Annotated in this window: 14 protein-coding genes; 12 read left to right on the top strand and 2 right to left on the bottom strand. The window is 69.7% G+C overall.

Features of this window, described 5'->3' with window-relative positions:
* Positions 1 to 60: 60 nt before the first annotated feature.
* Positions 61 to 480: a hypothetical protein gene (locus ACQ86M_RS12505; protein WP_431245685.1), complete on the bottom strand. Its 420-nt coding sequence runs from the start codon at positions 478 to 480 to the stop codon at positions 61 to 63.
* Between the two features lie 190 nt (positions 481 to 670).
* On the opposite strand from ACQ86M_RS12505, the gene ACQ86M_RS12510 reads away from it, so the two are divergent.
* The 10 genes from ACQ86M_RS12510 to ACQ86M_RS12555 all read left to right on the top strand — a co-directional run bounded on the left by ACQ86M_RS12510 (position 671) and on the right by ACQ86M_RS12555 (position 11,624).
* Positions 671 to 1,906, top strand: a complete 1,236-nt coding sequence (locus ACQ86M_RS12510) for an ROK family transcriptional regulator (RefSeq protein WP_431245686.1) — start codon at positions 671 to 673, stop codon at positions 1,904 to 1,906.
* A 211-nt stretch (positions 1,907 to 2,117) separates the two neighbouring features.
* Complete coding sequence (locus ACQ86M_RS12515; RefSeq protein ID WP_431245687.1) at positions 2,118 to 3,053, top strand: N-acetylglucosamine kinase; 936 nt, start codon at positions 2,118 to 2,120, stop codon at positions 3,051 to 3,053.
* Positions 3,050 to 4,351 (top strand): extracellular solute-binding protein, encoded by a 1,302-nt coding sequence (locus tag ACQ86M_RS12520; protein WP_431245688.1) that lies wholly within the window; start codon positions 3,050 to 3,052, stop codon positions 4,349 to 4,351. The genes ACQ86M_RS12515 and ACQ86M_RS12520 overlap by 4 nt, the downstream gene beginning before the upstream one ends.
* Positions 4,348 to 5,307 (top strand): carbohydrate ABC transporter permease, encoded by a 960-nt coding sequence (locus ACQ86M_RS12525; RefSeq protein WP_431245689.1) that lies wholly within the window; start codon positions 4,348 to 4,350, stop codon positions 5,305 to 5,307. Before ACQ86M_RS12520 ends, ACQ86M_RS12525 begins: the two co-directional genes overlap by 4 nt.
* Positions 5,304 to 6,152: a carbohydrate ABC transporter permease gene (locus ACQ86M_RS12530; RefSeq protein WP_431245690.1), complete on the top strand. Its 849-nt coding sequence runs from the start codon at positions 5,304 to 5,306 to the stop codon at positions 6,150 to 6,152. The genes ACQ86M_RS12525 and ACQ86M_RS12530 overlap by 4 nt, the downstream gene beginning before the upstream one ends.
* A gap of 37 nt (positions 6,153 to 6,189) precedes the next feature.
* Entirely contained in the window at positions 6,190 to 7,221 is a 1,032-nt protein-coding gene (locus ACQ86M_RS12535) for an SIS domain-containing protein (RefSeq protein ID WP_431245691.1), read from the top strand.
* A gap of 82 nt (positions 7,222 to 7,303) precedes the next feature.
* Positions 7,304 to 7,462 (top strand): hypothetical protein, encoded by a 159-nt coding sequence (locus ACQ86M_RS12540; RefSeq protein ID WP_431219003.1) that lies wholly within the window; start codon positions 7,304 to 7,306, stop codon positions 7,460 to 7,462.
* A 143-nt stretch (positions 7,463 to 7,605) separates the two neighbouring features.
* Positions 7,606 to 8,643 (top strand): L-glyceraldehyde 3-phosphate reductase, encoded by a 1,038-nt coding sequence (gene mgrA / locus ACQ86M_RS12545; protein ID WP_431245692.1) that lies wholly within the window; start codon positions 7,606 to 7,608, stop codon positions 8,641 to 8,643.
* 314 nt (positions 8,644 to 8,957) lie between these two features.
* Positions 8,958 to 10,544: a hypothetical protein gene (locus ACQ86M_RS12550; RefSeq protein WP_431245693.1), complete on the top strand. Its 1,587-nt coding sequence runs from the start codon at positions 8,958 to 8,960 to the stop codon at positions 10,542 to 10,544.
* Positions 10,545 to 10,646: 102 nt separating this feature from the next.
* A complete protein-coding gene (locus tag ACQ86M_RS12555) occupies positions 10,647 to 11,624 on the top strand; it encodes an IS481 family transposase (RefSeq protein WP_431245694.1) in 978 nt (325 codons plus the stop codon).
* Positions 11,625 to 11,651: 27 nt separating this feature from the next.
* Here ACQ86M_RS12555 and ACQ86M_RS12560 read toward each other — a convergent pair whose 3' ends face one another.
* Positions 11,652 to 12,365 carry an SOS response-associated peptidase gene (locus tag ACQ86M_RS12560; RefSeq protein WP_431245695.1) on the bottom strand — a complete coding sequence of 238 codons (714 nt, stop codon included), beginning with the start codon at positions 12,363 to 12,365 and terminating at the stop codon, positions 11,652 to 11,654.
* Between the two features lie 411 nt (positions 12,366 to 12,776).
* Between ACQ86M_RS12560 and ACQ86M_RS12565 the strand changes: the two genes are divergently transcribed.
* A complete protein-coding gene (locus ACQ86M_RS12565; RefSeq protein ID WP_431219008.1) occupies positions 12,777 to 14,294 on the top strand; it encodes a sugar transferase in 1,518 nt (505 codons plus the stop codon).
* A gap of 88 nt (positions 14,295 to 14,382) precedes the next feature.
* Entirely contained in the window at positions 14,383 to 19,104 is a 4,722-nt protein-coding gene (locus tag ACQ86M_RS12570) for a PKD domain-containing protein (protein WP_431245696.1), read from the top strand.
* Positions 19,105 to 19,134: the final 30 nt, after the last annotated feature.

Below are 19,134 nucleotides of genomic sequence, written 5' to 3' on the forward strand. Positions count from 1 at the left end.
GGGATGCGACCCGCGGCGTCAAAAACCGTAGTGTTCGACCGCGGCGCGCGGCGATTCAGGTCAGGATGCGAGCGCGAGCTGCCGGAAGCGGATGACGGAGGAGTCGGCGCCGCGGTCCGCGCAGTCGTAGGCCGCGCGGATGGGGTTCACCGCCCGGCCGTTCGGCAGCACGACCTCGAGGCCGGCGTCCGCGGGGGCGCCACGGCGACGCGCCGCGGCGCTCCAGTGGCCGCCGTCCGTCCGCACCAGGATCTCGCCGATCAGGCAGCCGAGGCTCTGCACGGTGAACTCGTCGCCGACGAAGCCGTCCTCCGTGCGCAGGTCGATGAACAGCCGCTCGACGAAGACGAGGTCCTCGGCCGCATACGTGACGGTGTGGCCGTAGATGTCGAGGATCCCGCCGGCCATGGCGCCGGCCAGCAACGAGCCGACGGCGGGGTCGGGCCGCCGCCGGCTCGTTGCACGAGGGAACCGGAACATGCCGCCCACGGTAGGCCCCCGCTTCCGCGGCGTGCTCGCCCCAGTCCGAGTGCCCCCACAGCGGGTCACTTCCGGTGCGCCGCTATGCTGACCCTGAACGGGAGTGGCCACATCCATCCACAGCGATAGTAAAGTTCTCCCAGGTCGCGCGGGGCGACCCCGCGTGAGCGGTGAGCTTCAGGAGGCGCCGGTGGCGAAACGGACGCGGGCGACGGCGACCACGAGCACCCTGGCGCGCGTCAACCAGACGGCCATCATCGAGGCGCTGCGCGAATCGGGGGCACTGTCGCGGCAGCAGCTCGGCGCCAAGACCGGTCTCAGCCCGGCGACCATCAACCGGCTCACCGCCTCCCTCATCGAGGACGGGCTGGTCGTCGCCGCGGGGCAGGAACCGTCGACCGGGGGCCGGCCGTCGGTGCTGCTGCGCTACGCGGGCGGCTCGCGGCTGGTCGCCGCGATCCAGCTTCGGGCGGATACGGTGACCGGCATCCTGGTCGACTTCGACGGCAAGGTCGTGTTCCGGCGGTCGGTCGCGCTCGGGCAGCGCCAGGCGGAGGATGCGGCCACGGACGGCGCACGCGGCGGTGCCGGGGCAAGCGACCAGGACAAGCAGCTGCGCAAGGTGTTCCGTCTCTTCGACGACCTGATCGCGACCGCGGACTCGATGGGGACGCCGTGCCTGGCGGTCGGGATCGCCGTGCCCGGGGTGGTGCAGCAGCCGGACGGCGTGGTCGGCACGATGCCCGAGTTCGGCTGGACGGGCGTCCCGTTCGGCGCCCTGCTGCGCGAGCGCACGCACCTGCCGGTCGTCGTCGAGAACGACGCGAACGCGCTTGCGTACGGCGAACTCCATGCGGGCGCCGGGCGCGGCCTGTCGAGCCTGGTGGCGCTCTTCCTCGAGAACGGCCTCGGTGCCGGCATCGTGGCGAACGGCGAGCTGCACCGCGGGGCGCGCGCGGAGGCGGGCGAGATCGGCTACCTGCTCATGGAGCGGTCGTCGCTCGAGCGCTCGTACGACGCGCGCGGCGACCTGGAGGACCGCATCGGCTCCCTCGCCCTGACGCAGCGCGCCCGCGAGCGCGGGATGCCCATCCCGGCGTCCGGGTCGCTGACCGCCGAGGACGTGTTCGAGCTGGCGCGCGACGGCAACGCCGACGCGCAGGAGCTCGCGGACGAGATCCTCGACATGGTGGCGATCGCCGTCGCCGCGCTGGTGATCGTGCTCGACCCCGAGCTGGTGGTCGTGGGCAGCAGCTTCGTGGGCAGTGCCGACACGGTCATCCCGGGCATCCAGGAGCGGCTGCGCGGCCGGATCATCCGCGTCCCGCGCATCGAGCCGGCGACCCACCGCGAGGATGCCGTGCTGCTCGGCGCGGCGGAGCTGGCCGCCGCGGAGGTCAACGGCTTCGCGTACCTCGCCTTCTGACGCGACCATTCGTCACGAATGGTCGCTTTCCGCGCCTCCTGACCCCGAGGATTCGTCACGAATGGTCGCTTTCGGCGGCGCATAACGACCATTCCTCACGAATCTCGACCCGGAATGCTTGACACGCCTCTGCGATGCACCCTAGGTTTATCGCAACTTCTTCTCACTCCGATAGGAAAGAAGAGCCACTTCGCGACACAGAGGAGCAGACGTGATCGTCGGAATCGACATCGGCGGCACCAAGACGCACGTGTGCGTCGAGGACGACGCCGGCGCCGCGCTCCTCGACCAGTCGGTCAAGACCGCCGACTGGCTGCACGGGGGCCACCTCCACTCGGAGGACAACGTCCGCAGCCTCCTGGCGCTGCTGGATGCCGTGCCCGGAGCGGACAGCGCCCCGCTCGTCGTCGGCGCCCACGGCCTCGACAGCGAGGCGCAGACACTCGCCTTCTCCGAGACTCTCGCCGCCCTCCACGGCGGCCCCGCCCTCGCGGTGAACGACGTGGAGCTGGTCGGACCGGCCGCCGGCTTCGACGAGGCCATCGCCGTCATCGCCGGCACCGGCAGCAAGGTCGTCGGCCGTCGCGTCGACGGGACGCTGGTGAGCGCGGGTGGCTACGGCTACATCCTCAACGACCCCGGCAGCGCGCCCGCCCTGGTGCGCGACGCGGTCCGCACCCTCTTCGACGCCGTGGACGAGGACGAGCCGCGCGACGTTCTGGCCGACGCGCTGTACGCCCACTTCGGCGTGGACGAGATCGTCGGCCTCTCCAACGCCCTCACCGTCCGCCCCCGGGTCACCGCCTGGGGCGCGGCGGCACCGCTCGTCTTCGCCGCGGCCGACGCGGGCAGCGTCCGCGCGGCGCGCGTGATCGAGAACGCCGCCGACGAGCTCGCCCGCAGCGTCGAGCTCGTGCACCAGCGCGGCGCCGCAGGCGACGACGTCGTCTGCGCCGGCGGCGTGGTCAGCCACCAGCCGCGGCTCTTCGACGCCCTCGGCGAGCGCCTGCGCGCCCGCGGGCTCACCCACTCCATCCACCTGCTGGATGTCGCCCCGGTGCGCGGCGCCCTCGCGCTCGCCCGGCGGCTCACGGAGGCGGCCACCGTCGTCCCCTTCGCACCAACACACACACGGAGGAAGTCATGAGAACCACATCCACGACGCGCCGGCGCGCGCTCGCGGCCCTCGGGCTCGCGACGACCGCTGCGCTCGCCCTCAGCGCGTGCAGCGTGACCGGCGCGGGCAGCTCGTCCGGAGGCGAGGGCGACGGCACCGGGACCATCAACGCCCTGTTCATGAAGCAGGCGGGCTACTCGGAGTCGGACATCAACACGATGATCAAGGACTTCGAGGCCAAGAACCCGAAGATCACCGTCAAGCCCACGTTCGTCGCCTACGAGGCACTGCACGACAAGATCGTGACCTCGGCCCCCGCGGGCACGTACGACGTCGTGCTGTCGGACGTCATCTGGCCGGCGGAGTTCGCGTCGAAGGGCATCATCACCGACGTGACGAGCAAGTTCCCGGCCAGCTGGAAGCAGGACATGCTCGGCGGCGCGCTCTCCAGCGCCGAGTACAAGGGCAAGTACTACGGCGTGCCGTGGGGCCCGTCCACCAAGCTGTTCTTCTACAACAAGGACATGCTCGCCAAGGTGGGCGCCGGCCCCGACGACGTGAAGACGTGGGACGGCGTGCTCGCGGTCGCCAAGAAGCTGAAGGATGCGGGCGTCGTGCAGTACCCGCTCGCCTGGAGCTGGGCGCAGGCGGAGGCTCTGATCTGCGACTACGCGGTGATGCTCGGCGCCTACGGCGGCCAGTTCACCGACTCCCGCGGCAAGCTCGACATCAACAAGGGCGCGGGCGTGCAGGCGCTCGAGTTCATGAAGAAGTCGATCGACGACGGTCTCACCGACCCGGCGTCGACGACCTTCCTCGAGGACGACACCGACAAGTCCATGGCGGCCGGCAAGACGGCGATGGAGCTCAACTGGGAGTCGACGTTCCGCGACCAGAACGACCCGTCGATCTCGAAGGTCGTCGGCCAGGTCGCCGTCACGGAGCCGCCGGCCGGTCCCAGCGGCGACAACCCGGGCGTGAACGGCTCGATGGCGCTCTCCATCGGCGCCAAGTCGAAGCACCAGGCCGCGGCGTGGAAGCTCATCGAGTACCTGACCAGCGAATCCACGCAGGACAAGTACACCAAGTCGTCGATGACGAACTGGAAGGCGAGCTACACGAAGCCGGAGATCACGAAGTCGAACCCGGAGGTCTTCGCGGCCGCCGGCAAGGCGTACGACTCGATGATCCTCCGCCCGCCGGTGCCCGACTACAACACGGTGTCGCAGGCGCTGCAGGTCGAGATCCAGAACGCGCTGCTCGGCAAGAAGAGCCCCCAGCAGGCCCTCGACGACGCGGTCAAGGCCGCGAACGAGTCCCAGGGATGAGCGGCGTGTCGGTCGCCGGCGTCGAGACGGAGCAGCGGGCTCCCGCCACGCGGGGCCGCCGGGAGCGCCGCAAGCGCGACAACCAGGGCAGGCTCGCCTTCTGGCTGCTGCTCCCCGCCGCGGCGGCGGTGTTCGGGGTGATCGTCTACCCGATCCTCCGCACCCTCCTCATCTCGTTCTTCGAGGTGAACTCGGCGCTGGCGACCGACACCCCGTTCGTCGGGCTGCAGAACTACATCCACACCCTCACCGCGCCGGGCTTCTGGGCGGCGATGGGACGCACGCTGTACTTCACCCTGGTGTCGACCGCGCTGGAGCTGGTGTTCGGCCTCATCGTCGCCGGCCTCCTCAACGCGAAGCTGCGGGCGCGCTGGCTGTTCCGGGCGATCGTGATCATCCCCTGGGCGATCCCGACCATCGTGAACGCGGCGATGTGGAAGGGCATCTTCAACGCCCAGTACGGCGCGCTGAACGCCGCCCTCACCCAGCTCGGCATCATCGACCAGTACCAGGCGTGGCTCGGCGACCCGACCCTCGCGCTCAACATGGTGATCATCGCCGACGTCTGGAAGACGACCCCGCTGGTGGCGTTCTTCCTGCTCGCCGGGCTCACGTCCATCCCCGAGGAGCTGTACGAGGCGGCGAAGGTCGACCGGGCCAGCTGGCCGCGCATCTTCCGCACCATCGTGCTGCCGATGCTGGTGCCGTCGATCTCCATCGTGCTGGTACTGCGGACGGTGGAGGCGTTCAAGGTGTTCGACATCGTCTACGCGATGACCCGCGGCGGACCGGTCAACGGCACGCAGACCATCGCCTACTACGCCTACACGACCGCCTTCTCGGACCAGAACTTCGGGATGGGCGCCGCGCTCTCGTACATCATCGTGCTGGTCATCCTCGTGCTGACCTTCATCTACCTGCGCATGCTGCGCCGATCCGAGATGAGCCTGCTGTGAAACGCACCACCCGCAACTCGACCCTCATCCACCTGGCCGCGCTCTTCGTCTCCGTGATCATCCTGCTGCCTTTCGGGTGGATGGTGATCGCCAGCGTGACGCCGCAGCGCATCCTGATCTCCACTCCGCTGCAGTGGATCCCGGACACGCTCGACTGGAGCCGGTACGAGCTCATCTTCCGGGGAGGCGCCGAGAGCGTCGGCGCGACGTTCCGCGCGGCGCTCGCCAACACGACCATCGTCGCGGTGGGCACGGTCGCCCTGTCGATGATCGTCGGCATCCTCGGCGCGTACGCCTTCGCGCGGCTGCGGTTCCGGTTCCGCCAGGCGGTGCTCATCCTCTTCCTGGCGACCTACATGCTGCCGCAGATCGCGCTGCTCATCCCGCTGTACCTCATCCTGAACTCGCTGGGGCTGCTGGACTCGGTGATCGGCCTGATCATCGTCGACTGCTCGCTCGTGGTGCCGTTCGTGCTGTGGATCCTCAGCAACTACTTCCTCACCATCCCGGAGGAGCTCGAGGAGGCGGCCAGGATCGACGGCAACACGCGTCTCGGCGCGCTCTTCCGCGTGGTGCTGCCGGCCGCCCGGCCGGGCATCTTCGCGGCGATCATGTTCGCGTTCCTGCTGGCCTGGGACGAGTTCATGTACGCGCTGATCTTCACCTCGTCCAACGCCGCGAAGACCCTCCCCGTCGCCATCAGCGAGTTCGCCGGCCGGTACACCACCGACTTCGGCCTGGTGGCCGCGGGCGGCATCCTCGCGGCCCTCCCGCCGATCATCGTGGCGATGATCTTCCAGCGCTACGTCGTCAGCGGCATGGCCGCCGGCGCCGTCAAGGGCTGACCCACCGACCACCCGATCCCCTCTAGCAAGGAGCCTCATGGAACCGAAAGCCTCGTTCGTCGACGCGATGCGCGCACAGCCCGAGAACCTCGACCTCGCCCGGGAGACCGTGCTGCGCGACCTCGCCGCGGCGTCCCTCCCCCGCTGGGGCGCCGGCGACAGCGTCGCCCTGCTGGCCATGGGCGCGTCGCTCAACTCGGCGCACACCCTGGTGGCCGCACTCGCCGCGGCCGGCCGCGTCGCAGTGCCGTACGTCGCGTCCGACGTGGCCGACGGCCTCGCGGTCGTCGGCGCCGACCACACCATCGTCGTGTCCGAGTCCGGCCGCAGCCCGGAGCCGCTCGCGGCCGCCCGCACCGTGACGGCCGGCTCGCGCATCGGCATCAGCAACTTCCCCGAGCAGCCGATCAAGGACGAGGTGGATGCGGTACTCGGCCTGGGCGGATTCCCCGACTCGCCCGTCTACACGAGCGGGTTCACGGCGACGATCCTCGCCTACGCGCTGCTGCTCGACGGCGTCGGGGCGCTGGATGCGGCCGGGGAGGGGGCCCGCATCCCGTCGCGCGCGGCCGAGGCGCTGCGCGACTACGCCGAGGTCGCCGAGACCATCGGCCGCGTGCTGGCCGCCGCGACGACGATCGACGTCGTCGGCCGCGGCGGGTCCCTGACCGCCGCGTCGGAGCTCTCGCTGATGGTGCGCGAGGGGCTGCGCACGCCGAGCACCGCGTTCGAGACGTTCCAGTACCTGCACGGACCGATGGAGGTGCTCTCCGCCGACGACGCCCTCGTCGTCTTCGGAGACGGACGCGAGCTCAGCATCCCGTCCTCCGTGCTGGAGGCGGGTGTGCCGGTGGTGCTCGTGACCTCCGCCGACCCGGCGAGCGTCCCCGGAGCCGGGCACGCGAACCTGACGGTCGTAACGCTCCCCGCGGGGCTGGGCGTCTTCGAGCGGGCGGTGGTGGAGACGGTCATCGGGCAGCTCGCGGTCGCCGCGGCCATCCAGCACAAGCCGTACGCGCTGGAGGACTTCCTGTACCACCAGGACGACACCAAGCTGCCGGTGCGCTGACCGGGCATGTCACGAATGGGCCGCGCGCACAAGGCCCCCGCCTGGCGTTGACCTGGGAGGAGCGTGGGGGTCTGATGGACGCATGATAGCTCTCATCGTCATCCTGCTCGTGGTCTGGGCGATCCTCGCCATCCTGGGGTTCGCCATCAAGGGTCTGCTCTGGCTGGCCATCCTCGGTCTGGTGTTCTTCGTGATCACCGCGATCGTCGGGTGGATGCGGCGCGGCGCGAACCGTACCTGACCCACTCCCCCGAACCGAACGGCGGCCGTGCTCCTCGAGCGCGGCCGCCGTTCCATCTGTGCGGCTCATCGAGCAGTGCGGGCGATGAATCGCATCCGCAGCAGTGGTTGGACTTCTCGCCGCGCGCGTACGAAGGTGAGGGAATGGCCTACGTTCCGAACCCCTCCCGCTACGACCAGATGATCTACCGCCGCACCGGGCGCAGCGGACTCGACCTGCCCGCCCTCTCACTCGGACTGTGGCACAACTTCGGCGACGACCGCCCGTTCGAGACGCAGCGCGCGATCGTGCGGCGCGCGTTCGACCTGGGCATCACCCACTTCGACCTCGCGAACAACTACGGTCCGCCCTACGGCTCGGCCGAGACGAACTTCGGCCGCCTCCTGAAGGAGGACCTGCGGCCGTACCGCGACGAGCTCGTCATCTCGAGCAAGGCGGGGTGGGACATGTGGCCCGGCCCGTACGGTCAGGGCGGCGGCGGGCGCAAGTACATGCTGGCGAGCCTCGACCAGTCGCTGAGCCGGCTCGGGCTCGACTACGTCGACATCTTCTACTCCCACCGGCCCGACTCCTCCACGCCGCTCGAGGAGACCATGCAGGCGCTCGACACCGCGGTGCGCTCGGGCAAGGCGCTGTACGTCGGCATCTCGTCGTACAGCGCGGAGGAGACCCGGCGTGCGGCCGAGATCCTGCGCGAGCTCGGCACGCCGCTCCTCATCCACCAGCCGTCGTACAACATGCTGAACCGCTGGATCGAGGACGAGGGACTGCTCGACGCCACCGACGAGCTCGGGGTCGGCGTGATCGGCTTCACCCCGCTCGCCCAGGGCATGCTGACGGACAAGTACCTGAACGGCATCCCCGAGGGCTCGCGGGCGACCGCGGGAGACTCGTTCGACTCCGGTTGGCTGACGGACGAGGCGGTCGAGCGCCTGCGCGCGCTGAACGGGATCGCGGAGCAGCGCGGGCAGACTCTCGCCCAGCTGGCGCTGGCGTGGGCGCTGCGGGACGAGCGCGTCACCTCGCTCGTCATCGGCGCGAGCCGCGTCGATCAGCTGGAGCAGAACGTGGCGGCCCTGGGCAACCTCGCGTTCACGTCGGAGGAGCTCGCCGCGGTCGACGAGCACGCCGTCGAGACCGGGGTCGACCTGTGGGCGGGCGCCCGCCGGGGCGAGGTCTGACCGCCGGCCCGGCGAATTCCGGCGGCCCGGCGGATACCACCGGGCCACGCAACCGTCATCCCCTGCCGCTGCAGGTCCGGCACGCCTAGCGTTGGATCGAGCGCGCTGGACGTGACGCGGCGGATCCGTCCGCCCCGTGTTCCCGGCGTGTGTGGGGCGGATCCCGGGCGCCCGGCTCCGGCTGGGTCGCCCGGGATCCGGTACGCCCGGCGACCGGGAGGGGATGTGAGTTTCCGTAGTGCTCGTCCACGCGTCGCCCAGGGTTGTCTGATTGGCTGGGATGCGTTCCCGTCGGACGCCTACGAACTGTTGATATGACCGTCCTCGCCGAACCGGACATCCGGGCGGGCCAACCGCTGCGCGCGGTTCGGCCGTGGACGATCGCGCTCGCTTTCGGACTGCTCGCCACCGTGTTGTGCGCCGCCGCCAGCTGGGTGCCCTCGCTCTGGGGCGACGAGGCGACGACCCTGCTCTCCGCGAAGCGGCCGGTCGGCAGCCTGCTCGGGATGCTGTCCCACGTGGATGCCGTCCACGGCCTCTACTACCTGCTCATGCACGGCTGGATCCGCGTGGCGGGCGAGAGCCCGTTCGCCCTGCGCCTGCCGAGCGCCCTGGCCGTCGGCGCCGCGGTCGCGGCCGTCACGCTGCTCGCCGGGCGCCGCGGCGGAGCGCGCGCGGCAGTCGTGGCGGGGATCGTCGCCGCAGTGCTTCCGCGGCTGACGTACGCGGGCGAGGAGGCGCGCTCCTACGCCTTCACCGCGGCGGCCGCCGCCTGGCTCACCCTGCTCCTGCTCTGGCTGGTCGACGGCGGCGGCACGCGCCTTCCGCCCGCCCGCCGCCGCCTCGCCTGGCTGCTGTACGCGGTCGGCATGGCGGTCTCGTCGTACCTCTTCCTCTACGTCGCGACCCTGCTCGTGGCGCATGCGGCGGTGCTCCTCGCGATCCGCGCCTCCCGTTCCACCCTGCGCGCCTGGGCGCTCTGCGCTGCGGGATGCGTCGTGACGGTCCTCCCGCTGGCCGTGCTCGCCTACCTCGAGCGCGGGCAGATCGCCTACCTGGGCGCCACCCCCGACGACCCGTCGATCTGGTACTACTTCCTCTGGTTCGGGATGCCGTGGGTCGCCGTGCCCGCCTGGGCGCTGATCGGGGTGGCGCTCTGGCCGGCCTGGCGCGCCTGGCGGCAGCGCGCGTCCGTGCCGCCAGCCCCGGCAGGGCTGCGTGCGTGGACCGGGCCGCGCGCCGCATCCACTCGGCTCGTCGCATCGGCGTGGCTCTTCCTGCCGACCGGGCTGATGCTGCTCGTGAACCTCGCCTACCCGATGTACACGGGCCGGTACTCCACCTTCGCCGCGCCGGCCGCCGCCCTACTGATCGCCGAGGGCATCCTCGTGGTCGGCCGGATGCTCGGGGGCGACGCGCGGCGCACCGTGGCCGCGACCGCCGGCGCGACGCTCGTCTTCGTGGCGCTGTGCGCCCCCGTCTACGTGCTGCAGCGTGGACCGTACGCCAAGAACGACAGCGACTGGGCCGAGGTGAGCGCCGTCATGGCGGCCAACGCCGGGCCGGGCGACGCGGTCGTGTTCGACCAGGCCGCGAAACCGTCGCAGCGGCCACGGCTCGCGATGCGCACCTACCCGGCGGGGTTCGAGGGGCTGCGGGATGCCACCCTGCGCTCGCCCTACTATCGCAACGACTGGTGGGGGGACCGCGCCTACTCGGTGACACAGGCCGCCGAGCGCGGGAGGTTCGACGGCGTCGAGCGCGTGTGGCTGATCGAGGTGGCCGACCCCGAGACGGGCCAGGACTTCTGGGGTCTCACCGAGCTGCACCAGCTCGGCTTCGTGGAGAGCGGCCGCACCATCCGCACGCACCGCAGCGTCATCCTCGAACTCACCCGCTAGCTGTACTTGGTCATGACGTTGGTGACGCTTTTGGTCTTGTGGAAGGGGAGAACCTCCGGGTCTAGTGGAGCTGTCTAGTTCCCTCACTTCCCGGAGGTTCTCGTGTCCCACGGTAATGCCCGCCTGACCGTTCATGGCAGGAGCTTGCTCGTCGAACGTGTCGTCACCGATCACAGGCCGGTCGCGCACGTTGCCAAAGAACTTGGTGTTTCTCGGCAATGCGCCCATCGATGGGTTCGCCGATTCCTCGCCGAGGGTGTCGCCGGGTTGGCCGATCGGTCCTCGCGTCCGAGGTCATCCCCCTCTCGAACCAGCCTGGAACGCGAGCAGGCCGTTCTTGCAGCCAGGGAACGATTGCGGCAAGGGCCGGCGAGGATCTCGACGGTGACCGGTGTCCCAACGCGAACCGTGTCCAGGATTCTCCTGCGCCATCATGTTCCCCGCCTGTCGTGGTGTGACCCGCTGACCGGAGAGCTCATCCGGGCCTCGCGGGCAACCACAAACCGCTATGAACGCGAACGACCCGGCGAGCTGGTGCACGTCGACGTGAAGAAACTCGGTCGGATCCCCGACGGGGGCGGCTGGCGGGCAGAGGGCCAAACCACCATCAATCACCGCTCACGCCGCAGTAGAACACCGATCGGGTTCGACTACATTCACGCGGTCATCGACGATCACAGCCGGCTTGCTTACGCGGAAATCCACGACGACGAGACCGGGAAGACCGCCGCCGGTGTTCTCCTCCGAGCCGCCGAATTCTTCGCCAGCTGCGGCATCCCCAAGATCGAACGCGTCATCTCCGACAACGCGTTCGCCTACCGGCTTTCCACCGATTTCAAGACCGCCGTCGCTGCACTCGGCGCCGAACAGCGCTTCATCAAACCACACTGCCCGTGGACCAACGGAAAAGTCGAACGACTCAACCGAACCCTCGCCACCGAATGGGCATACCGACAGATCTTCACCAGCAACCAAGCACGAACCGAAGCTCTTGCACCCTGGCTCAACTACTACAACACTGAACGCATCCACACCGGCATCGGAGCAACCCCCATCAGCCGAGTGACACCAACGTCATGACCCAGTACAGCTAGCGCGCACGCGCCGTCAGGCGACGGGCTGGGTGAGCTGCGGGCCGTCGTCGCTGGTCTTGAACGGGGCCACCTGGTCGAAGCGGAGGGTCTCGGCCTCGGCGACACCGGCGCGCACCGCCTCGTCGACGAGGGCCTGGTCGCCCACGATCGACGGGTCGATCCAGTGCTGCCACATCTCCTCGGGCAGGATGACGGGGTTGCGGTCGTGGATGTCGGCCAGCGTCTGCACCGCATCCGACGTGAGGATCGTGGCCGTGAGCACCCAGCGGTCCGGATCGCCGTCGGCCTTGCTCTTGTCGCGCCACCACGAGTACAGACCGGCGAACCCCATGAGCCGACCCTCGGGGTACCGGATGAAGTACGGCGTCTTGCTGCCCTTCGGCCCCTGCCATTCGTAGTAGCCGCGGGCGAGCACGATGGCGCGGTGGGACTGCACCGGCTTGCGCCACGTCGACTTGGTCGCGATCTCCTCCGCTCGCGCGTTGAAGGTCGGGAACTTCGGCTTCAGCGTCTCCGACCACGACGGCACGAGCGACCAGTGCGCCCGCTCGAAGCGCAGTTCGCGGGTCTTCTCAGAGTCGATGAGCACCGGGATGTCGTCGGTCGGCGCGATGTTGTAGTCGGCCTCCCAGTCAGGGCGCCACTCGTCGGGCTTGCGCCCGGTCTGCTCCACGAACTCCGTGATCTCGGCGTTGACCTTGTCATCCATCGCGAACCTGCCGCACATGCCGCCAGCATAAGCCCGGCCTCCGACAACCCCGCGGGCGGTTCTCTGAGCGAAGATGAGATTGTCTCACCCCCAAAAGCGGGTGTCGGGAAACTGAGAATTCGATGTATTCTCACTTTTGTGGATAGGTGAGGAACAGTCACTTAACAGTACTGGAACAGCCGGTCCGCATCACCCGAAACGCACTACCCGACCCGCAGGTGACCAGCCGTGAACCCGATTCCGCCGTGCCGAGCGCTTCTCGTGCTCAACCCCATCCGAACGGGGACCGCTCGGCACGCGCGGATCCACACCGGTCGCCCCCAGTCGGAGCCGGCGGCGGTGAAGCCGTTCGAGACCACGGTTTCCCCCAGCCGCCGTCGGCTCCCCGGTCGGCCTCCGCCGCCGGGCACTGCGAGCGGAGGGCGTGGCATGACCGTCGTCCGCCCGCGGCTCACCGCGCCCGTCGCGCCCACCGCCCTCCGGGCGCTGAGCTCCGAGCGCACCTGGGCCAAGCTCTACCGCTACCGTCTGCTCGCCACGGATACGGCGATCATCCTCACCGCGACCGTCGGCGCGGTCTTCGTGCGTTTCGGCTTCGATGACGCCGCAGCCCCGACGCCCGGGTTCCACGTCGACTACCTCTACCTCTCGCTCCTCATCGCCGCGACGTGGATGTTCACGCTGTCCGTGTACCACACGCGCGATCCGCGGGTCGTCGGCATGGGTGTCTCCGAGTACCGCCGGGTGGTCTCCGCCACGGCCATCACGTTCGGTGCGCTCGCCATCCTCTTCCTCGTCGCCAAGGTCGACATCGCACGCGGCTACTTCATCGTCGCGCTCCCCGCCGGCATGGCCGGCGTGCTGTTCTCGCGGTGGCTGTGGCGGCAGTGGCTGATCCGCCAGCGCAGCTTCGACCACTACCTCTCGCGCGCGCTCGTCGTGGGCCGCTTCGACGACGTCGACTACGTCGTCCGGCAGATCCACCAGAAGTCGGGGGCGGCCTACAACGTCGTGGGTGCCGCTCTCGACACAGGCAAGCGCAAGGGCGCCAAGAAGGACGCCGAACTGCGGCGCCGGATCGCGGACGCCGAGCGCGAGGTACCGATCGTCTCCGACCTGTCGGGGGTCGCCGACGCTGCGGCGCGGCTGGGCGCGGACACGGTGATCGTGGCCGGCCGCGCCCTCAGCAGCGGGGACTTCGTCCGCAAGCTGGCGTGGAAGCTCGAGGGCACCGCCACGGAGCTGGTGCTCGCCTCCCCGCTCACCGACGTCGCCGGACCGCGCATCCACTTCCGCCCCGTCGAGGGCCTGCCGCTCATCCACGTGGAGATCCCGCAGTTCGAGGGCGGCAAGCACGTGCTGAAGCGCGCGTTCGACTTCTTCGCCGCAGGCCTCGCGCTGGTGCTCCTCTCGCCGCTGTTCCTCGCCATCGCCCTCGCGATCAAGCTCGACGACAACGGGCCCGTGATCTTCGCGCAGGAGCGCGTCGGCCGCAACGGCGAGCGCTTCCGGATGTACAAGTTCCGCTCGATGGTGGTGGATGCGGAGGCGCGCCTCGCCGAGCTCGCCGCCGCCAACGAGGGCCAGGGGCTGCTGTTCAAGATGAAGAACGACCCCCGCGTGACGCGCGTCGGCCACTACCTGCGCAAGTTCTCGCTCGACGAGTTCCCGCAGCTGGTCAACGTGTTCCTCGGCGACATGAGCCTGGTGGGCCCGCGCCCGCCTCTGCCCTCCGAGGTGGAGGGCTACGAGAACCACGTCCATCGCCGCCTGTACATCAAGCCGGGACTGACCGGCATGTGGCAGGTGAACGGCCGCTCCGACCTCTCCTGGGAGGAGAGCGTCCGCCTCGATCTCTACTACGTGGAGAACTGGTCGCTCACCGGCGACCTCGTCATCATGTGGCGCACTCTCAAGGTGCTGACGCATCCCGTGGGGGCGTACTGATGCGCCCCGGTCCCCTCTCCCGCACCATCCCTCTCCCCTGCACCATCCCGACCACACCCGTCCCGACCACACAGACACCGAGGTTGACATGAGCACAACGCACCGCCCTCGCTCTCGCTCGCTGGGCATCCTGACCGCCGTCCTCACGGCGATCGGCCTCGTCTTCGGCGGCCTCGCGATCGCGCAGCCCGCCGCCGCGGATACCGCGCCACCCGATCCGACCAATCCCGCGACACCGGTGACCGTCAGCGACGACGTGCTCCCGACCCCGCAGATCAACGGCGTCGTCTGGGCGCAGACCGTGGTCGGCAACACGGTGTACGTGGCAGGCAAGTTCACGTCCGCCCGCCCGGCAGGGTCGCCGGCCGGCACGAACGAGACGCCGCGCAACAACCTCCTCGCCTACGACATCACCACCGGAGCGCTCCTCCCGTTCGCGCCGAACCTGAACGCCCAGGCGCTCGGGATCACGGCGTCGCCGGACGGCAGCCGCATCTACGTCGTGGGCGACTTCACCTCCATCGACGGCAAGGGCTACTACCGCCTCGCCGCCTTCGCGACGGCGACGAACACCATCGTCAGCTCGTTCCGACCGATCATGGAGTCGCAGACGCGCGCGGTCGCCGCATCCAACACGGTGGTCTACACCGGCGGCGACGCGTCCACGATCAACGGCGTCGCGCGTGCGTACGTCGGGGCCGTCAGCGCGGCCGACGGCTCGACGCTGAACTGGCAGGCCAACGCGGATGCCGCGGTGGATGCGCTGACCCTGACCAAGGACGGCAGCAAGCTCATCGTCGGCGGCCGCTTCCAGAACATCGGCGGCGTCGCCAACTACGGCCTCGCGGCGGTGGACGCCAACACGGCGGCCATCCTGCCGTTCGCGGCCAACCAGACGGTCCGCAACGCGGGCACGCAGGCGAGCATCACCGCCCTGTACGCCACCAGCGACCGGGTCTACGGCTCCGGCTACGTCTACGGCCAGGGCGGCAACCTCGAGGGCAGCTTCTCGGCCGACCCGGACACGGGAGCCATCAACTGGGTCGAGGACTGCCACGGCGACACGTACTCGATCTACCCGCAGGGCGACAACGGCCCGCTCTACGTCGCCGGCCACCCGCACTACTGCGGCAACATCGGCGGCTTCCCGCAGACCAGCCCGACCTGGACGTTCCACAACTCCATCGCGTTCAGCAAGGCTGCGACGTGCACGATCACGCCCGACATCTACGGCTACTACAACTGGGCCGGGACGCCGTGCCCCTCGCTGCTGGACTGGTTCCCGAAGTGGACCGTCGGCACCTTCACCGGGCAGAGCCAGGCGACCTGGAGCGTCTCCGGCAACTCGAAGTACGTCGTCTACGGCGGCGAGTTCCCGACCGTGAACGGCATCGCGCAGCAGGGCCTCGCCCGGTTCGCCCTCCCGTCGGCCGCGCCGAACAAGGTGGGACCGCAGGGCATCCCGCTCGTGCCGACCGCCGCCTCGTTCAACGCGGGACAGGTGCGCGTCAGCTTCGCGGCGACCTACGACATGGACAACGGCTACCTGACCTACAAGGTGTACCGCGACGCGGGCACCACGCCGGTCTACCAGACCACCGTGCACTCGAACTTCTACACGCAGCCGATGATCGGCTTCACCGACTCCGGCCTCACACCCGGCAGCCATCCGATCTACCACGTGAAGGTGTACGACCCGTTCGGCAACTCCACGTCGCGTGACACCAACGCGGTGACGGTCGCCGCCACCAACAGCGGCGGCCCGTACGCCGACTCGGTGACGCAGGCCGGAGCGTCCTCCTACTGGCCGCTCGACGAGGCGAGCGGAGCCACCGGCTTCGACCACGTCGCCTTCAACGACCTGCAGGAGACCGCGGTCACCCAGGGCGCCGCCGGACCGATCTCGGGGGTCACCGCGAGCACGTTCAACGGCAGCACCAGCCTGGCGGTGACACCCTCCGCCATCCCGGGGCCGAACACGTTCACCGTCTCGGCGTGGTTCAACACCACGACGACCAGCGGCGGCAAGATCATCGGCTTCGGCAACGCCAACACCGGCAACTCGGGCAGCTACGACCGCCACGTCTACATGGACAACAGCGGGCGCATCTTCTTCGGGGTCTACCCCGGCTCGGTGCAGACGCTGAGCAGTGCGGCCGGCTTCAACGACGGGCAGTGGCACCAGGTCACCGCGTCGCTCGGCGCCAACGGCATGCGGCTGTACCTCGACGGCAAGATGGTCGGCTCCCGCACCGATGTGACCAGCGGCCAGGCCTACACCGGCTACTGGCGGGTCGGCGGAGACAACATCGGCGGCTGGACCAACCAGCCGACGAGCAACTTCTTCGCCGGCAGCATCGGGCAGGTCGCGCTCTACCCGACCGTGCTCGACCGCACGACGGTCGTGAACCAGTGGATCGCCTCCGGACGTCCGTCGCCCCTGGCGCCGGCCCCGGCCGACGCGTACGGCGCGGCGGTGTACAACGGGCAGCCGGACATCTTCTGGCGACTCGAGGAGACCAGCGGCACGACGGCCTTCAGCGCCGACGCGTACAGCAACAACGGCACCTACTCCGGTACGGCCACCACGAAGGGCCAGGCCGGAGTCCTGCCCGGCACGACGGACAAGGCCGTGAAGTTCAACACGAACATCCCCGGAACCAACGGCAGCCTCGTCACCAGCAACCTGCAGTTCACGAACCCGACCACCTACACCGAGGAGGTCTGGTTCAAGACCAGCACCACCAAGGGCGGGAAGCTGATCGGGTTCGGCGACGCCAAGACCGGTCTGTCGAGCAACTACGACCGCCACGTCTACATGCAGGACGACGGCCGGCTCGTGTTCGGCACCTGGACCGGCCAGGCGAACACCATCACCAGCCCGAACCCGCTGAACAACAACCAGTGGCATCAGGTGGTCGCTTCGCAGGGAGCGGACGGCATGAAGCTGTACATCGACGGCCAGCTCGTGGGCACCAACCCGCAGACGAGCGCCCAGGCGTACAGCGGCTACTGGCGGATCGGCGGCGACAACACCTGGGGTTCCACCGGCCCGTACTTCAACGGGACGCTGGATGAGGCGGCCGTCTACCCGACGGTGCTCTCGGCTCAGGATGTGGCGAACCACTACAGCCTGGCCACGAGCGGCACGCTGCCGAACCAGACCCCGGTCGCCTCGTTCACCCAGACCACCTCGGTCCTGACCGTGAACGTGGACGCGTCGGCCTCGAAGGACTCCGACGGGAGCATCGCCTCCTACGCCTGGGACTTCGGAGACGGCACGACCGGCACCGGCGTCACGGCGTCCCACACCTACACCGGGACCGGCGTCTACACCGTGACCCTGACGGTGACGGACAACCAGGGCGCGACGAACGCGACGACGCAGAACGTCAGCGTCACCGCGCCGCCGCCGAACCAGCCCCCGGTGGCCTCGTTCACCTCGAGCGCGACCTTCCTGAGCGCCTCGTTCGACGGCACCGCCTCCAGCGACCCGGACGGCACCATCGCCTCCTACGCCTGGGACTTCGGTGACGGATCCACCGGCACCGGGGCGACCGCGACGCACACCTACGCTGCGGCCGGCACCTACTCCGTGACCCTGACGGTGACGGACGACAAGGGCCTCCCGAACAGCGTCGGCCACAGCATCACGGTGCAGGCCCCGCCGCCGAACCAGCCGCCGGTGGCAGCGTTCACCTCGTCGGTGAGCAACCTCGCGGCGACCTTCGACGGCTCGACCTCGGCCGACCCGGACGGCACCATCGCCTCCTACGCGTGGGACTTCGGCGACGGAGCGACCGCGACGGGCGCGACGACCAGCCACACCTACGCGACAGCCGGCACGTTCACCGTCACCCTGACCGTCACCGACGACAAGGGCGCGACGAACTCGGTGCAGCACCAGGTGACGACCACGGTCCCGCCGAACCAGCTGCCGACGGCGTCGTTCACGGCGACGGTCAGCAACCTGCAGGTGTCGGTCAACGGCAGCGCCTCGTCCGACCCGGACGGCACGATCGCCTCCTACGCCTGGGACTTCGGTGACGGATCCACCGGCACCGGGGCGACGGCGAGCCACACCTACGCGGCGGCCGGCAGCTACACGATCACGCTGACGGTGACGGACAACAGCGGCGGGACCGGGACGGCCACCAAGGCCGTCACGGCCACCGCGCCGGCGCCCAACGCGATCGCGCAGGACGGCTTCGAGCGCACGACCGTGAACGGCTGGGGCACCGCCGACATCGGCGGCGCGTGGACCCTCTCGGGCGGCTCGACCAGCTTCAACACCACCAACGGCCTCGGCCAGCAGGTGGCGGGAGCCGGCACGACGAAGACCGCGCTGCTGAACTCGGTGACCTCGACGAGGTCGGATGTGACGGTGACGATCTCCGCGGACAAGGCGGCGACCGGCGGCGGCATCTACTACTCCGCGATCGGCCGCATGGTCGGCTCGGCGGACTACGAGGGCCGCGTCTGGGTCAAGGCGGGAGGCGCCGTGCAGCTCCAGCTGCTGCAGGGCTCCACCACCCTCCAGGCCGCCAACATCACCGGACTGACCGCCCTCGCCGGCGACCAGCTCAAGGTGCGGGTCCAGGTGTTCGGCACCTCGCCGACCACCGTCCGCGCCAAGGTCTGGTCGGCCGCCGGGACCGAGCCCGCGAACTGGACGCTGAGCGCGACGGACACCACCGCCGCCCTCCAGGTGGCCGGCAGCACGGGCCTGCGGACCTACGTCTCGGGAACGGCGACCGACATCCCGGTCACCACCCGCTGGGACAACTTCGCGGTGGTCCCGGTCCCGTGAGCCGGTCGCGGAGGTCTCGCCGCACCGTCC

This window comes from Leifsonia xyli subsp. cynodontis (assembly GCF_050632205.1).
Classification (GTDB): Bacteria; Actinomycetota; Actinomycetes; order Actinomycetales; family Microbacteriaceae; genus Leifsonia; species Leifsonia xyli_D.

Excerpts from the sequence above, each read along its gene's own strand:
- ACQ86M_RS12505 (WP_431245685.1), bottom strand. The coding sequence starts at position 480 with ATGTTCCGGTTCCCTCGTGCAACGAGCCGGCGGCGGCCCGACCCCGCC.
- ACQ86M_RS12520 (WP_431245688.1), top strand. The coding sequence starts at position 3,050 with ATGAGAACCACATCCACGACGCGCCGGCGCGCGCTCGCGGCCCTCGGG.
- ACQ86M_RS12525 (WP_431245689.1), top strand. The coding sequence starts at position 4,348 with ATGAGCGGCGTGTCGGTCGCCGGCGTCGAGACGGAGCAGCGGGCTCCC.
- ACQ86M_RS12535 (WP_431245691.1), top strand. The coding sequence starts at position 6,190 with ATGGAACCGAAAGCCTCGTTCGTCGACGCGATGCGCGCACAGCCCGAG.
- ACQ86M_RS12540 (WP_431219003.1), top strand. The coding sequence starts at position 7,304 with ATGATAGCTCTCATCGTCATCCTGCTCGTGGTCTGGGCGATCCTCGCC.
- mgrA (WP_431245692.1), top strand. The coding sequence starts at position 7,606 with ATGGCCTACGTTCCGAACCCCTCCCGCTACGACCAGATGATCTACCGC.
- ACQ86M_RS12550 (WP_431245693.1), top strand. The coding sequence starts at position 8,958 with ATGACCGTCCTCGCCGAACCGGACATCCGGGCGGGCCAACCGCTGCGC.
- ACQ86M_RS12560 (WP_431245695.1), bottom strand. The coding sequence starts at position 12,365 with ATGTGCGGCAGGTTCGCGATGGATGACAAGGTCAACGCCGAGATCACG.
- ACQ86M_RS12565 (WP_431219008.1), top strand. The coding sequence starts at position 12,777 with ATGACCGTCGTCCGCCCGCGGCTCACCGCGCCCGTCGCGCCCACCGCC.
- ACQ86M_RS12570 (WP_431245696.1), top strand. The coding sequence starts at position 14,383 with ATGAGCACAACGCACCGCCCTCGCTCTCGCTCGCTGGGCATCCTGACC.